This is a genomic window from Chenggangzhangella methanolivorans (assembly GCF_019797865.1).
Lineage (GTDB): Bacteria > Pseudomonadota > Alphaproteobacteria > Rhizobiales > Methylopilaceae > Methylopila > Methylopila methanolivorans.
In genome coordinates, this window is the sequence record NZ_CP081869.1 from 3,494,748 (window position 1) to 3,510,400 (window position 15,653).

The 15,653-nt window shown below is 70.3% G+C and carries 18 protein-coding genes and 1 tRNA gene; 17 read left to right on the forward strand and 2 right to left on the reverse strand.

All coding sequences use genetic code 11. The annotated features are described in order from the left end of the window. Nucleotides 1–19 precede the first annotated feature (19 nt). The 3 genes from K6K41_RS18300 to K6K41_RS18310 are packed head-to-tail and all read left to right on the forward strand — an operon-like array spanning nucleotide 20 to nucleotide 3,737. Nucleotides 20–1,594, forward strand: coding sequence for an AMP-binding protein (locus K6K41_RS18300; protein ID WP_261401698.1), 1,575 nt, complete (start codon nucleotides 20–22; stop codon nucleotides 1,592–1,594). Then, entirely contained in the window at nucleotides 1,591–2,892 is a 1,302-nt protein-coding gene (locus K6K41_RS18305; protein ID WP_261401699.1) for a DUF6005 family protein, read from the forward strand. Before K6K41_RS18300 ends, K6K41_RS18305 begins: the two co-directional genes overlap by 4 nt. Continuing rightward, nucleotides 2,889–3,737, forward strand: coding sequence for a sugar phosphate isomerase/epimerase family protein (locus K6K41_RS18310; RefSeq protein ID WP_261401700.1), 849 nt, complete (start codon nucleotides 2,889–2,891; stop codon nucleotides 3,735–3,737). Before K6K41_RS18305 ends, K6K41_RS18310 begins: the two co-directional genes overlap by 4 nt. A 42-nt stretch (nucleotides 3,738–3,779) precedes the next feature. On the opposite strand, the gene K6K41_RS18315 is transcribed toward K6K41_RS18310, so the two are convergent. Further along, nucleotides 3,780–3,856 (reverse strand) — tRNA-Arg (locus K6K41_RS18315). A gap of 212 nt (nucleotides 3,857–4,068) precedes the next feature. On the opposite strand from K6K41_RS18315, the gene K6K41_RS18320 reads away from it, so the two are divergent. The 8 genes from K6K41_RS18320 (at nucleotide 4,069) to K6K41_RS29630 (ending at nucleotide 10,442) form a co-directional block, all read left to right on the forward strand. Then, a complete protein-coding gene (locus K6K41_RS18320; protein ID WP_261401701.1) occupies nucleotides 4,069–4,956 on the forward strand; it encodes a cation diffusion facilitator family transporter in 888 nt (295 codons plus the stop codon). Nucleotides 4,957–5,218: 262 nt separating this feature from the next. Further along, nucleotides 5,219–5,707: a thermonuclease family protein gene (locus K6K41_RS18325; RefSeq protein WP_261401702.1), complete on the forward strand. Its 489-nt coding sequence runs from the start codon at nucleotides 5,219–5,221 to the stop codon at nucleotides 5,705–5,707. Next, the gene (locus K6K41_RS18330) at nucleotides 5,686–5,886 is read left to right on the forward strand and encodes a hypothetical protein (protein WP_261401703.1); all 201 of its coding nucleotides are present in this window, start codon (nucleotides 5,686–5,688) and stop codon (nucleotides 5,884–5,886) included. The genes K6K41_RS18325 and K6K41_RS18330 overlap by 22 nt, the downstream gene beginning before the upstream one ends. A gap of 118 nt (nucleotides 5,887–6,004) precedes the next feature. Continuing rightward, nucleotides 6,005–6,745 (forward strand): M48 family metalloprotease, encoded by a 741-nt coding sequence (locus tag K6K41_RS18335; protein WP_261401704.1) that lies wholly within the window; start codon nucleotides 6,005–6,007, stop codon nucleotides 6,743–6,745. Continuing rightward, nucleotides 6,664–7,362, forward strand: coding sequence for a hypothetical protein (locus K6K41_RS18340; RefSeq protein WP_261401705.1), 699 nt, complete (start codon nucleotides 6,664–6,666; stop codon nucleotides 7,360–7,362). Before K6K41_RS18335 ends, K6K41_RS18340 begins: the two co-directional genes overlap by 82 nt. A 146-nt stretch (nucleotides 7,363–7,508) precedes the next feature. Beyond that, on the forward strand, nucleotides 7,509–9,530 hold the full coding sequence (locus tag K6K41_RS18345) for a cation:proton antiporter domain-containing protein (RefSeq protein ID WP_261401706.1): 2,022 nt from the start codon (nucleotides 7,509–7,511) through the stop codon (nucleotides 9,528–9,530). A gap of 31 nt (nucleotides 9,531–9,561) precedes the next feature. Next, a complete protein-coding gene (locus tag K6K41_RS18350) occupies nucleotides 9,562–10,173 on the forward strand; it encodes an NAD(P)-dependent oxidoreductase (protein ID WP_315855057.1) in 612 nt (203 codons plus the stop codon). Further along, nucleotides 10,170–10,442: an NAD-binding protein gene (locus K6K41_RS29630; protein ID WP_315855058.1), complete on the forward strand. Its 273-nt coding sequence runs from the start codon at nucleotides 10,170–10,172 to the stop codon at nucleotides 10,440–10,442. The genes K6K41_RS18350 and K6K41_RS29630 overlap by 4 nt, the downstream gene beginning before the upstream one ends. A gap of 22 nt (nucleotides 10,443–10,464) precedes the next feature. Here K6K41_RS29630 and ppk2 read toward each other — a convergent pair whose 3' ends face one another. Next, nucleotides 10,465–11,484 carry a polyphosphate kinase 2 gene (ppk2, locus tag K6K41_RS18355; RefSeq protein WP_261401707.1) on the reverse strand — a complete coding sequence of 340 codons (1,020 nt, stop codon included), beginning with the start codon at nucleotides 11,482–11,484 and terminating at the stop codon, nucleotides 10,465–10,467. Between the two features lie 147 nt (nucleotides 11,485–11,631). On the opposite strand from ppk2, the gene K6K41_RS18360 reads away from it, so the two are divergent. The 6 genes from K6K41_RS18360 to pstC all read left to right on the forward strand — a co-directional run bounded on the left by K6K41_RS18360 (nucleotide 11,632) and on the right by pstC (nucleotide 15,630). Then, nucleotides 11,632–12,321 carry a histidine kinase dimerization/phospho-acceptor domain-containing protein gene (locus K6K41_RS18360; RefSeq protein ID WP_261401708.1) on the forward strand — a complete coding sequence of 230 codons (690 nt, stop codon included), beginning with the start codon at nucleotides 11,632–11,634 and terminating at the stop codon, nucleotides 12,319–12,321. Then, nucleotides 12,288–12,869 (forward strand): ATP-binding protein, encoded by a 582-nt coding sequence (locus tag K6K41_RS18365; RefSeq protein ID WP_261401709.1) that lies wholly within the window; start codon nucleotides 12,288–12,290, stop codon nucleotides 12,867–12,869. Before K6K41_RS18360 ends, K6K41_RS18365 begins: the two co-directional genes overlap by 34 nt. Before the next feature lie 184 nt (nucleotides 12,870–13,053). Then, complete coding sequence (locus tag K6K41_RS31020; RefSeq protein ID WP_261401710.1) at nucleotides 13,054–13,362, forward strand: substrate-binding domain-containing protein; 309 nt, start codon at nucleotides 13,054–13,056, stop codon at nucleotides 13,360–13,362. Next, nucleotides 13,320–13,616: a substrate-binding domain-containing protein gene (locus K6K41_RS18375; protein WP_261405778.1), complete on the forward strand. Its 297-nt coding sequence runs from the start codon at nucleotides 13,320–13,322 to the stop codon at nucleotides 13,614–13,616. The genes K6K41_RS31020 and K6K41_RS18375 overlap by 43 nt, the downstream gene beginning before the upstream one ends. Further along, on the forward strand, nucleotides 13,562–13,918 hold the full coding sequence (locus tag K6K41_RS18380; RefSeq protein WP_261401711.1) for a hypothetical protein: 357 nt from the start codon (nucleotides 13,562–13,564) through the stop codon (nucleotides 13,916–13,918). The genes K6K41_RS18375 and K6K41_RS18380 overlap by 55 nt, the downstream gene beginning before the upstream one ends. A gap of 329 nt (nucleotides 13,919–14,247) precedes the next feature. After that, on the forward strand, nucleotides 14,248–15,630 hold the full coding sequence (gene pstC / locus K6K41_RS18385; RefSeq protein WP_261401712.1) for a phosphate ABC transporter permease subunit PstC: 1,383 nt from the start codon (nucleotides 14,248–14,250) through the stop codon (nucleotides 15,628–15,630). Nucleotides 15,631–15,653: the final 23 nt, after the last annotated feature.

Consider the following 15,653-nt stretch of genomic DNA (forward strand, 5'->3'; position numbering starts at 1 on the left):
CCCGAACCAATTCCATCGCATGGACCGCGTCGAGGAGCTTCGCGCGCTCGTCGCCGACTGCCTCTTCGTCTTCTGCCTTTCCGACCTCGCCGAGGCGCTGGAACGCCATGGCGCGCTCGCCGAGACGCAGCTCTGGGCGCTGATCGACGAGCGCCTGTCCCGCGAGACTGTCCCGCCGCTGCGGGCCGCCCGGCTCGGCTGGCGCGCCGAGTGCGTCGCGGTCGAACGGCTGGTCGCCCCGAAATTCTCCGGCGAGGCCGCGCGCTTCGTCGAGGTCCCCAACGTCTTCGCCCAGCGCGCAAAGGGAGCCCGCATGCCGATGATCGAGATCGACGAGCGCGGTTTTGACCGCGACGCTTTTGGAGCGCTCTCCGGCCGCTGGGCCGAGCGGGTCCGCCTTGGCCGGGCAGGCGGCGGGCGGCGCTACGCGGTGCTGCTGCCCGAGACCGCCGACTGGCTGGCGCTGTTCCTCGCCATCCGCGAGGCCGGCGGCGGCGTGCTGCCGATCCATCCGGCGACGCCCCGCACCGCCGCCCGGCGCCTGGCCGAGCGCGCCGGCTGCGACCGGCTGCTGCTCGCCGACGGCGAGGTCGAGATCCTGGAGCCGTCCGAGGAGCCGCAAAGCGGCGTTCTGCTGCAGATGAGCTCCGGAACCACCGGCGCGCCGAAATGCGCGAGCCGGCCCTGGGCCGAGATCGAGGCGGAGCTCTCGGCTTACGTCGCCGGCTTCCCCGAGCCCGACGACATGACGCCGGTGGTGGCCTGCCCGACGACCCATTCCTACGGCCTGATCTGCGGGGTGCTCGCGGGCCTGAAGCGCGGGCGAGCCCCGAAGATCGTCAACGCCCAGAACCCCAAGAGCCTGATCCGGATCCTGAAAGAGACCGAGAAGCCTCTGCTCTATTCCTCCCCCGCCGTGCTGCACACGCTCGCGCAGCTGATGCCGGCGGGCGAGACGATCCATGGCGTGATGACCTCTGGCGCGCTGCTGCCCGCGCCGTGGTTCGCGAAGATCCGCGAGCGCTCGGACCACATGTTCCAGCAATATGGCTGCTCGGAAGCCGGCGTGGTGGCGGTGAACCGCGAGGTGACGGCCGCAGACGAGATGGGCCGCGCGCTGCCGCATCTGCGGCTCTCGGCTGGCGGATCACGCGAGGCGCCGGGCGAAATCCTCGTCGACGTCGCGGGCCGACGCGTCGAGACGCACGACCTTGGATACCTGAAGACCGACGGGACGCTCGTCTTCGTTTCGCGCCTCGACGACACGATCAACGTCTCGGGCCTCAACGTCTATCCGGGCGAGGTCGAGGACGCCGCGATGGCCCATCCCGACGTCTCCGACGCCGTCGCGTTCCGCATCGCCGATCCCTTCGCGGGCGAGCGCGTCGGCCTCATCGTGGTCGGCGAGCGCCGCATCGACGAGAGCGCGCTTCGCGACTGGTGCCGCGCGAACCTCGCCGGCCACCAGACCCCCGCGGCGATCCTTCAGGTCGAGGCCGCGCCCCGTCAGGCGAACGGCAAGGTCAGCCGCCGCGAGGTCGCGGCGCTCTACGCCGAACGAAAGCTCGCCACGCTTACGGAGGCCGCGCGATGACCCGCGACGACATTCTGGCCGCCATCCGCGCGACGCTCGCTGACCCGCTCGACATCCCGAAGCTCGCAGCCTTTTCCCCGGAGGCGCGGCTCAACGCCGATCTTCACCTCGACAGCATCCAGACGCTGCAGCTCTTCCTGCATCTGGAGCTGCGCCACGGCCTCGCCGCGCCCGAGGAGGCGATCGCGGGCGCAGAGATCGAGCGCGTCAGCGACCTCGTCGACCTGTTCGCCCGCGACGTGGAGGCCGCGCCCGCCGCCGCTGAACCCGTCGACGCCGGGGAGGGGGTGCACGGTGAAGAGTACTACGACATCAAGGTCCACTGCTTCGTCAGCTGCGTGTGCGCGGCTCTGAAGGCCCGCGGCATCGATCACCGAGCGTTCTATTTCGGCGTCTGGGACGCGGACTTCGCCGTCACCGACCGCTGGGCGCTGCGCTATCACGACCCGGCGGTGAACCACGAGGCGTTCCGCAGCTGGTTCCGCGCGCTCTACGGCGTCGCCATGGCCGAGTGGTACGACCACTCGAGACCGAAGGAGGACAACGCCGCGACGCTGCTGCGGCTCGTCGCAGGGCGGCGGCCGGGCCAGAGCGTGATGGCGATGGTCGATCTCCACCATCTCCCGGAGCGCGAGAACAAGTTCAACCAGAACCCGTTCCCGCATTACCTGATGCTGGAGAGCGCCAAAGATCCCGCGATGTTCATGGTGCGCGACCCCGATTTCCGCTGGGAGGGCGAAATCGCGCGCGAGGCGATGCTGAACGCCTTCAGCCAGCCCTCGGTCGCTGGCGGCTACCTTTTCGACGGCGACGCCGCGCAGCCTGCGTCGGACACGGCGGTGCGGGACTACTTCGAGGCCTGCCACCGACCCGACAACCCGTTGCAGCGGTCGGTCCGGGCCATCGTCGAGGCGCATCTCTCCGCCCGCGACGGCCTAACGCTGGCCGAGCTTCCGCTGGCGATCCGGCAGCTCCCCGTCATCGCGATCAGAAAGTACGCCTATGAGCACGGCTTCGCGTTCTTCTGGCGAGCTTTGAAGGCTCCCCATGACGAGTTCGAGCGCTGGTGCGATGAGATCGACGCGCTCTTCAAGGGTCTCAAGACCCTGCACTTCACCGCGCTGAAGCTCGCCGAGACCGGCGACCGGCGCCTCGCCGCGGACGTCTTCGCCGAGGTCGAGCGGCTCGATCAGTTGGAGACGCGCATCAAGGCCCGGCTGCTCGAAGCCTTCGAGGAGTGGCGTCTGGCGCGCGGCCTGCCGGGGCTTGCGCCGGAAGCCCGGAGGGCGAGCGCATGAGGCTCTCGCTCTGCACCATCACGTTCCGGCATCACCTGCTCTCCATGAAGGAGATCGCGGCCTTCGCGCGCGCCAACGGCTTTGACGGCATCGAGCTTTGGGGGGCGCACGCCCGCAATCTCGAGGCGAGCCTGATCCATGGCGAGGAGTGGCTCGCGAGCTTCGGCCTCTATGCGCCGATGATCAGCGACTATCTGCCGACCGAGGGCGACACCGCCGTGATGCGGGCGCGCGGCGTGGCGCTTTGTCAGCGCGCCCGGCGCTGGGGGGCGGCCAAGATCCGCACCTTCGCCGGGACGAAGGGCAGTCTGGAGACGAGCGCGTCGGAGTGGGCGCGACTCGCCGTCCGCCTGCGGGAGCTTTCCGCGATCGCGGCCGACCACGGCGTCACGCTGCTGGTCGAGACCCATCCGCGCACGCTCGCCGATCGCCTCGCCTCGACCATACGGCTCGTGGAGGACGTGTCCCACCCGGCCTTCGGGTTGAACTTCGACGTTCTGCACGTCTGGGAGGGCGGCGACGACCCGCTCGAAGCGCTCGCCGCGCTCAAGCCCGTGGTCAGGCATTTTCATCTGAAGAACGTGCGGTCGCGAGAGGATCTCAGAGTGTTCGACCCGGCCAACGTCTACGCGGCGGCCGGCCGCCGAGAGGGCATGACCCGGCTGACCGAAGGCGCGCTCGACTTCGGCCCCGTGCTCGCCGCGCTCGCCGAGGATCCGTCGGCGGAGGCCTCGCTCGAATGGTTCGGCGACGATTGTTTCGACACGCTCGCCCATGACGCGCGCATGGCGCGCGCTCTGGCCGGCGCAAAACCATCCGTCGAGCGCCGCCAGCCGGCGGCGTGACGGCGCCGACACGCTCTCTCTGACGTTTCCGGCGATGGATCTTGGCGTCCCGGAAGGGATTCGAACCCCTGACCTACGGTTTAGGAAACCGTTGCTCTATCCTGCTGAGCTACCGGGACGCTGAAGAGCGGGAGGCCCCCGCATCTTCCCGGCCGATCTATCACGACGGCGGGCGGGGCAAAGCCGGGTGGCGCGCGTTCGAGAGCCGCAGACGGGCGGCGGCGAATGAGAACGCTAGCGCGTCGCAACTGCGAAGATCGTTGTTGCTCTTGAGGTTCGGGCCCGCTAACGGCTGCGCGTTCGCTCGCGTGGGCGTTATCGGGAGGGCCGCATGGACAGCGCGCAGCGCATCGCGCTCGGCAGCATCGCCGTCGGCCTGCTCGTGCTCGGGCTGAAGGCGGCGGCCTTCTGGCTCACCGGCTCCGTCGCGCTCTATTCGGACGCGGTCGAAAGCGTGGTGAACGTCGCGGCCGCGATCGCGGCGTTTCTCGCGGTGCGGCTGTCGGCCGTTCCGCCGGACCGCGAGCATCCCTACGGCCACCACAAGGCCGAGTACATCTCCGCGGTCGTCGAGGGCGCGCTCATCATCGTGGCCGCGGTCGCGATCCTCAACGAGGCCTGGGGCGCGTTCCGCAATCCGCGCGAGATCGACCTCACGCCGCTCGGCGTCGGCGCCAACGTTGCGGCGAGCGTGGTCAACGGCCTGTGGTGCCTCGTCCTGTTCCGGCGGGGCAGGGCGCTGCGCTCGCCGGCGCTCGTGGCGGACGGCAAACATCTCCTCACCGACGTCGTCTCCTCGGCCGGCGTTCTGGTCGGCGTCGGGCTCGTGGCGCTGACCGGCCTGCACTGGCTCGACCCCGCGCTCGCCTGTCTGGTGGCGCTCAACGTTTTGTGGTCCGGCGCGCAACTCGTTCGGACGTCGGTCGGCGGGCTGATGGACGAGGCGGCCGACCCGCAGACGGTCGAGCGCATCCGAGCCGTCATCGCGGCCAACGGCGACGGCGCGATCGAGGCCCACGACCTTCGCACCCGCCACGCCGGGCGGCTCACCTTCCTCGACTTCCATCTCGTCGTGCCGGGCGACATGAAGGTCACCGACGCCCACGAAATCTGCGATCGCATCGAGCGGGCGCTGCATGAGATCGATGACGACATGGTGGTGACCATCCATGTCGAACCGGACGACAAGGCCAAGCACGCCGGCATCGTGGTGCTGTGAGGACGGTTTAACCGCTCGTCCACCATGACGGCGCCACTCTGGAGAGCGCTCTCGGACGACCGGGGGCGCGGTTTCCGAGGACCGCCGAGACCGCCTGCAGACCCATGGGTTCCGCCCGTTCCATCGTCGCGCTCGCCGCCTTGGCCGGAGCGCAGATGACGCCGCAGGCCGCCGGCGCCTGCGCGCTTGCGTCCGCGCACGAGACGGTCGCGGTCGAGCGCGTGATCGACGGCGACACGCTGGCCTCGACGACGGCCGGCTCGTGCGGCTCGCAGGCGTCGAGGCGCCGAAGGCGCCGCTCGGGACGAAGCCCTCCGACTGGCCGCTCGAGGCGGCGGCCCGCGAGGCGCTTGGCGCGGCGGCCGCGGGCAAGGTGCTGGAGCTTCGTCCTGCCCGCGTCTCGCCGGACCGCAGGGGCCGGGCTCTCGGATATCTCACGGAGATCGGCGACGCCGACCATGCCGGACTTACGGCCGCGCTCTTGCGATCCGGGACGCTTCGCGTTGCCGCCGATCCGGCCGGGCGTGACTGTCGCGCAACGCTCGCCGAAGCCGAAGCCGCCGCCGTCCGCTCGCGCCTTGGTTTGTGGTCCGAACCATATTACGAGGTTCAGGACGCCTCTGACGGCGCGGCTCTGGCCGCCCTCGACGGGCGGTTCGTCGTCGCGGAGGGCCGCGTCGCGAGCGTGAGGACGTTGGCCGGAAGGGCCTACGTCAATTTCGGGCGGCGGTGGCGCGGGGGCTCTCGCTGACCCTGTCGGAGGCGGCCCTGCGCAGGTTCGGCGGGTTCGATGGTTTGGGCGTCGCGGCTGGCGCGCGCGTGCGGGCGCGGGGCGTCCTGGAGATGCGCGCCGGGCCGACGATCCGCGTGAGCGAACTCGCGCAGGTCGAGCGCCTCGACGCCGGACGTGCGGACGGTCGGACGCGCTGATGCCGGGCTTCGTCGACATCCTTTCACGGCCGTCCCGCTTCGCGATTCTCGCAGGCGCGCTCGCGCTTGCGGGCTGCAGCTCGATGAATTCGGAGCGCGCCGCCCCCAGGCGACCGCCGTGCCGGCCGCCGCCCCGAAGGTCGCGCCGCCGCCGCCGAGCGCCGTCACCCAGGAGCAGGCCCGCATCGCCTCGGCCTATGGCGGCGTCTATCAGAACGGTCGCCTCGAGGCCCATCTCAACGCGATCGCCGACCGGCTGGCCGCGACCTCCGAGCGGCCGGACCTGCGTTACAAGGTGACGCTGCTCAATTCGCCGCTGATCAACGCCTTCGCGCTGCCGAACGGGAACCTCTACGTCACCCGCGGCCTGCTCGCGGTCGCGAACGACAGCTCGGAAGTCGCGGCCGTGCTGGCCCATGAGATGGCGCACGTCACCGCCCGGCACGCGCTGCAGCGCGCCGACGAGGAGCGCAAGGCGCTGCTGGTCAGCCGCGTGGTCTCTGACGTGCTGCAGGACCAGCAGGCGGGGCAGGTGGCGCTCGCCAAGGGCAAGCTGTCGCTCGCGAGCTTCTCGCGCTCCCAGGAGCTCGAGGCCGACCGCATCGGCGTGCAGAACATCGCCCGCGCGGGCTTCGATCCCTACGGCGCCTCGCGCTTCCTGCTCTCGATGGGCCGCCAGGCGGACCTGCGGATCGCGGCGCTCGGCAGAAGCCGTCGCAGCCGGGGCTCGACTTCACCGCGACCCATCCCTCGACGCCCGAGCGCGTGCAGCTCGCCGTGTCGTCGGCCCGCCAGATCGGCGCGCCCGGGATCGGCGAGCGCGACCGCGACGGCTACCTCACCGCGATCGACGGCATGACCTACGGGGACGATCCGTCCCAGGGCTTCGCGCGCGGGCGCACGTTCCTGCATCCGCGGCTCGGCTTCTCCTTCGTCGCGCCGGAGGGTTTCGCCTTCGACAACGGCGCGGAGGCGCTGCTCGGCGTCTCGCCCGACGGCCGGGCGCTGCGGATGGACGCCGCCAAGCTCGCCATCGGCCAGTCGCTCGACGGCTACGTGCAGGAGAACTGGATCGACGGCACCGAGCCTGGTCCGGTGGAGCGGCTCGACCTCAACGGCATGGAGGCCGTGACGGTGCTGGCCAAGGGCCGCGAGTGGACGTTCCGCTTCGCCGCCATCCGCTTAGGCCCGGACGTCTACCGCCTGATCTTCGCCGCGCGCGACCTGACGCCTGCGATCGACGGCGGGTTCCGCGAGTCGCTGATGACGTTCCGCCGCCTCGCCCAGGCCGAGATCGACGCCGCGCGCCCCTTGCGCCTCGACGTCGCGGCGGGTGCGCGAAGGCGACACGGAGGCGACAATCGCGGGCCGCATGGCGGTGTCGGACCGCGCGGTGGAGCGCTTCGCGGTGCTGAACGGCCTCGCGCCCGGCGAGACGCTGAGGGCAGGGAGCGCGTGAAGGTCATCGACGAATAGCGCTCGGCCGCCGAGCGCCTCGGGCGAAAAATCCTCCCGGCGCCGAAAGCTTGACCGGCCGCGACGCCCTTTCACGTTTCCGTGGCGGCGCGGACGGGCTTTAATGCGGCTCCTCCCGACCGCCCTCCACATGGAAAGAGCCCTGGATGCCGCACGCCACACCGCTGATCTCGACCATCGTCGCGGGATTGGTGCTGGCGTTCATTCTAGGGGCGATCGCCAACCGCCTGAAGATGCCGCCGCTCGTCGGCTATCTGGTGGCCGGCATCCTGGTCGGCCCGCACACGCCCGGATACGTCGCCGACCAGGCGCTCGCGCCCGAACTCGCCGAGATCGGCGTCATCCTGCTGATGTTCGGCGTCGGCCTGCACTTCTCGGTCAAGGACCTCCTTTCCGTCCGCGGCGTCGCGATCCCGGGCGCGATCGTGCAGATGGGCTGCGCCACCATTCTCGGCTGGGGCCTTGCGCGCCTCATGGGCTGGTCGGACGGCGGCGGGCTTGTGTTCGGCCTCGCGCTCTCGGTCGCCTCCACGGTCGTTCTGCTGAAGGCGCTGCAGGAGCGGCGCATGATGGAGAGCGAGCGCGGCAAGATCGCGGTCGGCTGGCTCATCGTCGAAGACCTGGCGATGGTGCTGGCGCTTGTGCTGATCCCGGCGGTGGCGGGCGCGGCGGCGGGCGGCGGCGGATCGCATGGCGGCTCCGACCCGGTCGCGGTCGCGATCGGAGAGGCGCTCGGCATGGAGCTCGGCGTGCCCGCTCTCATCGGCGTCACGCTGCTGAAGGTGGCGATCTTCGTCGCGCTGATGTTCGTGGTCGGCCGCCGGCTCATCCCGATGCTGCTGCACTTCATCGCGCACACCGGCTCGCGGGAGCTGTTCCGCCTGGGCGTGCTGGCGATCGCGCTCGGCGTCGCGTTCGGCTCGGCGAAGCTCTTCGGCGTCTCGCTCGCGCTCGGCGCCTTCTTCGCCGGCATGATCCTCTCGGAGAGCGAACTTTCCCATCGCGCCGCGCAGGAAAGCCTGCCGCTTCGCGACGCCTTCGCGGTGCTGTTCTTCGTCTCGGTCGGCATGCTGTTCGACCCGACGATCATCATCCGCGACCCCTGGCCGGTGCTCGGCGTCGTCTTCATCATCGTGATCGGCAAGTCGGTCGCGGCGTTCCTGCTGGTGATCGCGTTCCGACGAACGGTGGGAACCGCGCTCACCATTTCGGCGAGCCTCGCGCAGATCGGCGAGTTCTCGTTCATCCTCGCCGAGCTCGGCGTCGGCCTGAAGCTGCTGCCGGAGGCCGGCCGCGACTTGATCCTGGCCGGCGCGCTGCTCTCCATCATCCTCAACCCGCTGGTGTTCTTCGCCGCCGAGCGGCTGAAGCCGCGGCTTGAGGCGCGCCTCGTGCGCAAGAAGCCCGAAGCCGCGGCGCCGCCGGCGCCCGCCGAGGAGGAGAAGGCCGACGAACTCGCGATCGACCGGACGCATCCGCCGGCCGCCGTCGCCAAGGAAGAGACGAAGCCCACGCCCGCCAAGGAGGCCGCCGAAAAGCCCGCGCCGGAAGACGAAGAAGTCGAGGCGCGCCCGACCGAGCTCACCGGCCATGTGGTCGTGGTCGGCTACGGCCGCGTCGGCAGCGCGCTCGGAGCCGAGCTCAAGGCCCGCGGCGACGCCTTCCTGGTGATCGAGGACGCCGAGACGCGCATCTCGGAGCTGCGGGAGGCGGGCGTCGAGACGATCGTGGGCAACGCCGCGAGCTCCGCGGTGCTGGCGCTCGCCAATCTCAGGGGCGCGCGCGCGCTGGTCGTCGCGATCCCCGAGGCGTTCGAGGCCGGTCAGGTTGTCGAGCAGGCGCGCGAGGAGAACCCCGGCCTCGTCATCGTCGCCCGCGCTCATTCCGACGCCGAGGTCGAGCATCTCGGCAAGCTCGGCGCGAACGAGGTCATCATGGGCGAGCGCGAGATCGCGCGCGGCATGGCGGCCTACGTGGAGTCCAAGCCTCTGGAGTCCAAGCCTCTGGACGCCAAGCCGACGCCCGAGCGCGCGCCGGCCGAGCAGGCCGAAACGGCCGCGCCCGCCGCCGCCGGGCCCGCGCCGGCGACGCCAGACCCTGTCGAACCGGCGCCGACGCCGCCGACCGAAGGCGCCGGCGCAAGAACCGAGACCGATCCCGCGCGTTAAGGGCCGTTCGGCCAGCGGGAAAGGACAGCCAATGATCGTCGGCTTCATCGGCCTTGGAGGCATGGGGCAGGGCGTCGCCCGCCGCATCATGCAGGGCGGACACGACCTCAGGGTCTGGAACCGCTCTCCCGGCCCCGCCGAAGCTCTGGCGGCCGAAGGCGCTGAAGCCGTGGCCGGGCCGGCCGGCGCGCTCGACGCCGACCTCTGCCTTTCGATGCTGAGCCAGGATGAGGTGATTGACCAGGTGCTCGTCGCCTCGGGGGCGCTCGAGAAGGCGCGGCCCGGCCTCGTGCATGTGAACCTGTCGACGGTTTCTGTCGCTTTCGCCGAGCGCATGGAGGCGCTTCATCGCGAGCGGGGCCTGTCCTACGTGTCGGCCCCGGTGCTCGGCCGCCCCGACGTCGCGGCGGCCGGCCAGCTCAACGTGCTGTGCGCGGGCGCGCCCGAGGCCGTCGCCAAAGCGACGCCCGTGCTCGAACTCTTCGCCAAGAAGGTCTGGCCGCTCGGCGACCGGGCCGCGCGGGCGAGCGTGGTCAAGATCGCCTGCAATTTCGCGCTCGCCAGCATGATCGAGACGCTCGGCGAGGCCGGGGGCTGGTCGAGGGACACGACGTTCCGGCGGCCGACCTCTACGACGTCATGACCGGCACCGTGTTCGCCTCGCCCGCCTACAAGATCTATTCCGGCCTGATCGCCGACCGGGCGTTCGAGCCCGCGGGCTTCAAGCTGCCGCTCGGGCTGAAGGACGTGCGCCTCGCGCTTCAGGCCGGGGAGACGGCCGCGACGCCGCTGCCCATCGCCTCGCTGCTGCGCGACGCCTTCATCGAGGCGATCGCGGCGGGCGACTCCGAAAAGGACTGGAGCGCGCTCGGCGCCGGCGCGTTCCGCCGCGCCGGCCGGCCGCTCGGCTAGCTCCTTGCGCGTCGGCGCCTGATCAGCGCTCGCCGCCCTCGGCCAGAAACGCCTCCGCGCCCATGACGAGCCGCCCGTCGAGCCCGCCGACGATCTGCAGGTCGCGGCCCTTGTAGGGGATCGCGAGCAGGATCTTGCGCATCACCGCAAGGCGCAGGCGCTTCTTGTCGTTGGCCTTGACCACCGTCCACGGCGCTTCGGGCGAGTCGCTGGCGCGCAGCATGCGGTCGGCGGCCTCGGAATAGGCGTCCCAGAGATTGAGCCCGGCGTAGTCGATCGGCGACAGCTTCCAGCGCTTCAGCGGATCGTGCCGGCGCTCGTGCAGGCGCTTGATCTGCATCTCCCGGCCGACGGTCAGCCAGAACTTGAAGAGGCGCAGCCCGTCGCCCACGAGCAGCTTCTCGATCTGGGGCGCCTCCTCGAGGAAGCGGGCGGTCTCGGTCGGGCTCGAAAAGCCCATCACCGGCTCGACGCCCGCCCGGTTGTACCAGGAGCGGTCGAACAGCACGATCTCGCCCGCGGTCGGCATCTGCTGGATGTAGCGCTGGAAGTACCACTGGCCGGCCTCGGACGGAGAGGGCTTCGACAGCGCGACGACGCGCACGCTGCGGGGCGGCATGTGCTGGGTGATGCGCGCGATGGTGCCGCCCTTGCCGGCGGAGTCCCGCCCCTCGAACAGAATGGCGACGCGCTCGCCGGTCTTCTTCACCCAGGCCTGCAGCTTCAACAGCTCGATCTGCAGATTGCGGAGCTCGGCCTCGTAGGCGGCGTCGTCGAGCTTGTCCTCATACGGATAGCCGCCGCTCGCAAACGCCTGCTTGTCGACTTCCTTGGGCAGCTTCCGGTCGTCCAGATCGACCGTCACGCCGTCGATCGTGACCGCCGGCGCATCCTCCATCCCTTCCGGCGCGACCGCGTCGGTCGGATCGGGGGCGGCGACCGCCTCCGTGGCCGGCGCCGCTTCGACCTTGTCGGCTTTCTCGCCGACGCCCTTGGCGTCGCCCGCGGCCTTGGCGGTTGAGGCGGCGTCTTTTTCAGTCATGATCGGCGGCTCCGTGTCGCGGGGTTGTCACCGACCTGGTGTCGAGTGTCTAACCCTGACTCGAACAACCGGACGGAAAGCGCGTCGCGTCGCAAAATGGCGGAACGACTCCAGAGGGCAAGACGGCTGATCGCGCCCGAGCGGCGCTTGGCGTGGCTCGCGTCCGCCCGGTGGCCCCTGCTCGCCACGGCCTTCGTGCTCGCAAGCGTTGTGGCCGCGGGGCGGCTCGGGCCCTGGGAGGGGCTGCTCGCTTTCGCCGTGGTCCTGTTGGCGACCGCGGTCGCGCCGCGCGCATCGGCGCCCGCGCCGCGCGAAGTCGGCGGCGGCGTCAAGGCGCTGCGCGAGGAGCTCTCCGCGATCCTGTCGGGACTTCCCGACCCCGTTCTTGTGCTCGATCGTCGCGGCTTCGTGACCGTCTTCAACGAGCGCGCCCGCGCCGCGCTCGGCGAAATCCGCATCGGCGAGCCGGTCTCCTTCGCGCTTCGGGCGCCCGAGGTGCTCGAGGCCGTGCGCGCCGCGTCGAGCGCGCCCCAGACGGTGCTCTATGTCGAACGCGCGCCGGTGGAGCGCTGGCGCGAGGCCCATGTGGCGCAGACGCGGCTCAGCCCCGGCGCCGGCGTGCTGACCGTCGTCGCGCTGCGCGACCTCACCGAGCAGCGCCGTTCCGAGCGGATGCGCGGCGATTTCGTCGCCAACGCCAGCCATGAGCTGCGGACCCCGCTCGCCTCGCTGCTCGGCTCATCGAGACCCTTCAGGGCCCGGCGAAGAACGACGTCGCGGCGCGCGAAAAATTCCTCGAGATCATGCGCGCCCAGGCCAACCGCATGTCGCGGCTGATCGACGACCTTCTGTCGCTGTCGCGGATCGAGCTCAAGGCCCATGTGAAGCCCCGCAGCGTCGTCGATCTCGCCGAGCTGGTGCGCGGCGTCGCCGACAGCCTGCAGCCGCTCGCCCGCGAGCGCGGCGTGGAGATCGCGCTCACGCTCGCTCAGGCCAGCGTGCGCGGGGACCGCGACGAACTCATCCGCGTCGCCGAGAACCTCATCGAGAACGCCGTGAAATACGGCCAGTCCGGCGGACGGGTCGACGTGGGGGTCGATCTGGGGGCGGAAGGCGCCCGCCTCGTGGTCCGCGACTACGGGCCGGGCGTCGCGCCCGAGCACCTGCCGCGCCTGACCGAACGCTTCTACCGCGTCGATGTCGGCGACAGCCGCGACAAGGGCGGCACGGGCCTTGGCCTGGCGCTCGTCAAGCACATCCTCCAGCGCCATGGTGGTCGCCTGACCATCGAGAGCGCGGCCGGCGACGGCGCGACCTTCACCGCGCTGCTGGAGCCCGCGGATGCGCCCGCCAATGTCGGGCAGGATCTGAAGCGCGCGAGCTGACCCCTCAGTTTTGAGGGATTCCGGCGCGTCATCCAACTGTCATGTGAAGGTCATAGAAGAGCAGCGAGGGGCCATACGGTCCCGGTCGGCAGGGTTCCAAAGCGGCCCGTCGAAGGTTTTGCGCCGCCTGCGAAAGCGTGGCGGCGCGGATGACAGAACAGCCAGTCTCAAACAGGAGAGACACGTGAAACTCCTCACGCTCACCAGCGCGCTCGCGCTCGGCTGCAGCCTCTTGGCCGCCGGCGCCGCCAACGCGCAGTCGCGCGACCAGATCCGCATCGTCGGCTCGTCGACCGTGTATCCGTTCACCACCGCGGCGGCCGAGCAGTTCGGCAAGGGCGGCCAGTTCAAGACCCCGGTGGTCGAGTCGACCGGCACGGGCGGCGGCCTCAAGCTTTCTGCGCCGGCGTCGGCGCCGGCCATCCGGACGCCGCGAACGCCTCGCGCGCCATCAAGAAGTCCGAGTTCGAAGACTGCGCCAAGAACGGCGTGACCGACATCATCGAGCTCAAGATCGGCTTTGACGGCATCGTCATCGCCAACTCCAAGAAGGGCCCGGCCTTCAAGCTGACCCGCCAGCAGCTCTTCCTCGCGCTCGCCAAGGAAGTTCCGGGCGCCGACGGCAAGCTCGCCGCCAACACCGCCAAGAACTGGAACGACATCGACCCTCGCTCGCGGCCGAGAAGATCGAAGTGCTCGGTCCCCCTCCGACCTCGGGCACCCGTGACGCGTTCCTCGAGCTCGTGATGGAGAAGGGCGCCGAGAAGATCGACGCGCTCGCGGCCCTTAAGAAGTCCGACAGCAAGGCCTTCGACAAGGTCTGGAAGACGGTCCGCGAGGACGGCGCCTACATCGACGCCGGCGAGAACGACAACCTGATCGTCCAGAAGCTGGAGGCGAACCCGAAGGCCGTCGCATCTTCGGCTACTCGTTCCTCGAAGAGAACGCCGCAGATCCAGGGCGCCTCGATCGAAGGAACCTTCAGGGGGGCCGACGGCCCTACAAGGTGTCGCGTCCGGTACGCTAGAAGAAGCAGCACATCGGCGTGATCCCGGGCCTCAAGGAGTTCTGGCCGAGTACGCCTCCGACAAGGCGATGGGCGAGGAAGGCTATCTCGGCGAGAAGGGCCTCGTCCCGCTCCCGGCCGAGCTCGCCAAGTCCTCTGAGGACGCCGCCAAGGCTCTGAAGACCATCGGCGCTCCGGCCTCGTAAGGTCCGACGTCTCGACCGCCGGCCCGGAGCGTCGCTTTCCGGGCCGGTCGGCCTTTCGGCCCGGCGGACAGTTCGCCGGGGGCCGGCGGGAGCGCTCCGCGGAGCCGCCTCCGCCGCATGTCCTGATCCCAGAGTTTCCGAGCGCCCACGGGGAGCGCGCATCTTCATGATGCTGATCTACATCGCCGCGATGCTGCTGGTGGCGGCCGGCGCCTATGTCACGGGTCGCCAGAAAGGCGCGAGCTTCGCGATCGCCGGCGGCGGCGTCGCCCGGCTTCACTCGCTCCCGAGCTATCACGGCGGATACGTGGCGCTCGCCGCCGTCGCCCCGATGCTGGTCTGGCTGATCGTCTGGCTGATGGTCGCCCACCGCATCGTCGACGCGCAGGCCATCGCGGCGCTGCCCCCGGGCCTGAAGCCCACCGACGAGCTCACCTACGGCGCGCGTCTGCGCGAGATCTACCAGATCGCCTCCGGCATCCGCATGGAGGGCGTCGACCCGGCGATCTCCGCGGGCGCCGACATGCTGAACTTCTGGCGCACGGTCACCGACTGGAGCCTGCTGGTCGTCGGCCTCGCGCTCGCGATCCTCGGCTTCTACTGGGGCGCCCGCCAGCTTTCGGCCGAGTTCCGCGCCCGCAACGGCGTCGAGCGCTGGGTCACCTGGATGCTGGTCGCCTGCGCCTCGGTCGCGGTGCTGACCACCGTCGGCATCGTGTTCTCGGTGCTGTTCGAGACGCTGCGCTTCTTCTCCAAGGTGCCGTGGTACGAGTTCCTGTTCGGCACGCAGTGGTCGCCCCAGACGGCGATCCGCTCCGACCAGGTCGGTTCGTCGGGCGCGTTCGGCGCGGTTCCGCTCTTCGCCGGCACCACCCTCATCATGCTGATCGCGATGCTGGTGGCCGGTCCCGTCGGTCTCTTCGCGGCGATCTACATGGCCGAGTACGCCTCGCCCAAGGTCCGCGCGGTCGCCAAGCCGATCCTCGAGGTGCTGGCGGGCGTTCCGACCGTGGTGTTCGGCTTCTTCGCCGCGCTCACCGTCGCGCCGTTCATCCGCTCCACGGGCGAATATTTCGGCCTGAACGTCGCGTCCGAAAGCGCGCTCGCGGCGGGCCTCGTGATGGGCGTGATGATCATCCCGTTCGTCTCGTCGCTCTCCGACGACGTCATCAACGCGGTGCCGCAGTCGCTGCGCGACGGCTCCTACGGCATGGGCGCGACCAAGTCCGAGACCATCAAGCGGGTCATCCTTCCCGCGGCGCTCCCGGGCATCGTCTCGGCCTTCATGCTGGCGATCTCCCGCGCGGTCGGCGAGACCATGATCGTGGTGATGGCGGCCGGCCTCGCCGGCAACCTCACCTTCAACCCGCTCGAGGCGGTCACCACCGTCACGGTGCAGATCAAGACGCTGCTCGTGGGCGACCAGGAGTTCGACAGCGCCAAGACGCTCTCGGCCTTCGCGCTCGGCTTCGTGCTCTTCTTCTTCACCCTCGTGCTGAATTTCATCGCGCTGCGCATCGTCCAGAAGTATCGGGAACAGTATGACTGACGTCACCGCGACGACGAACCGGA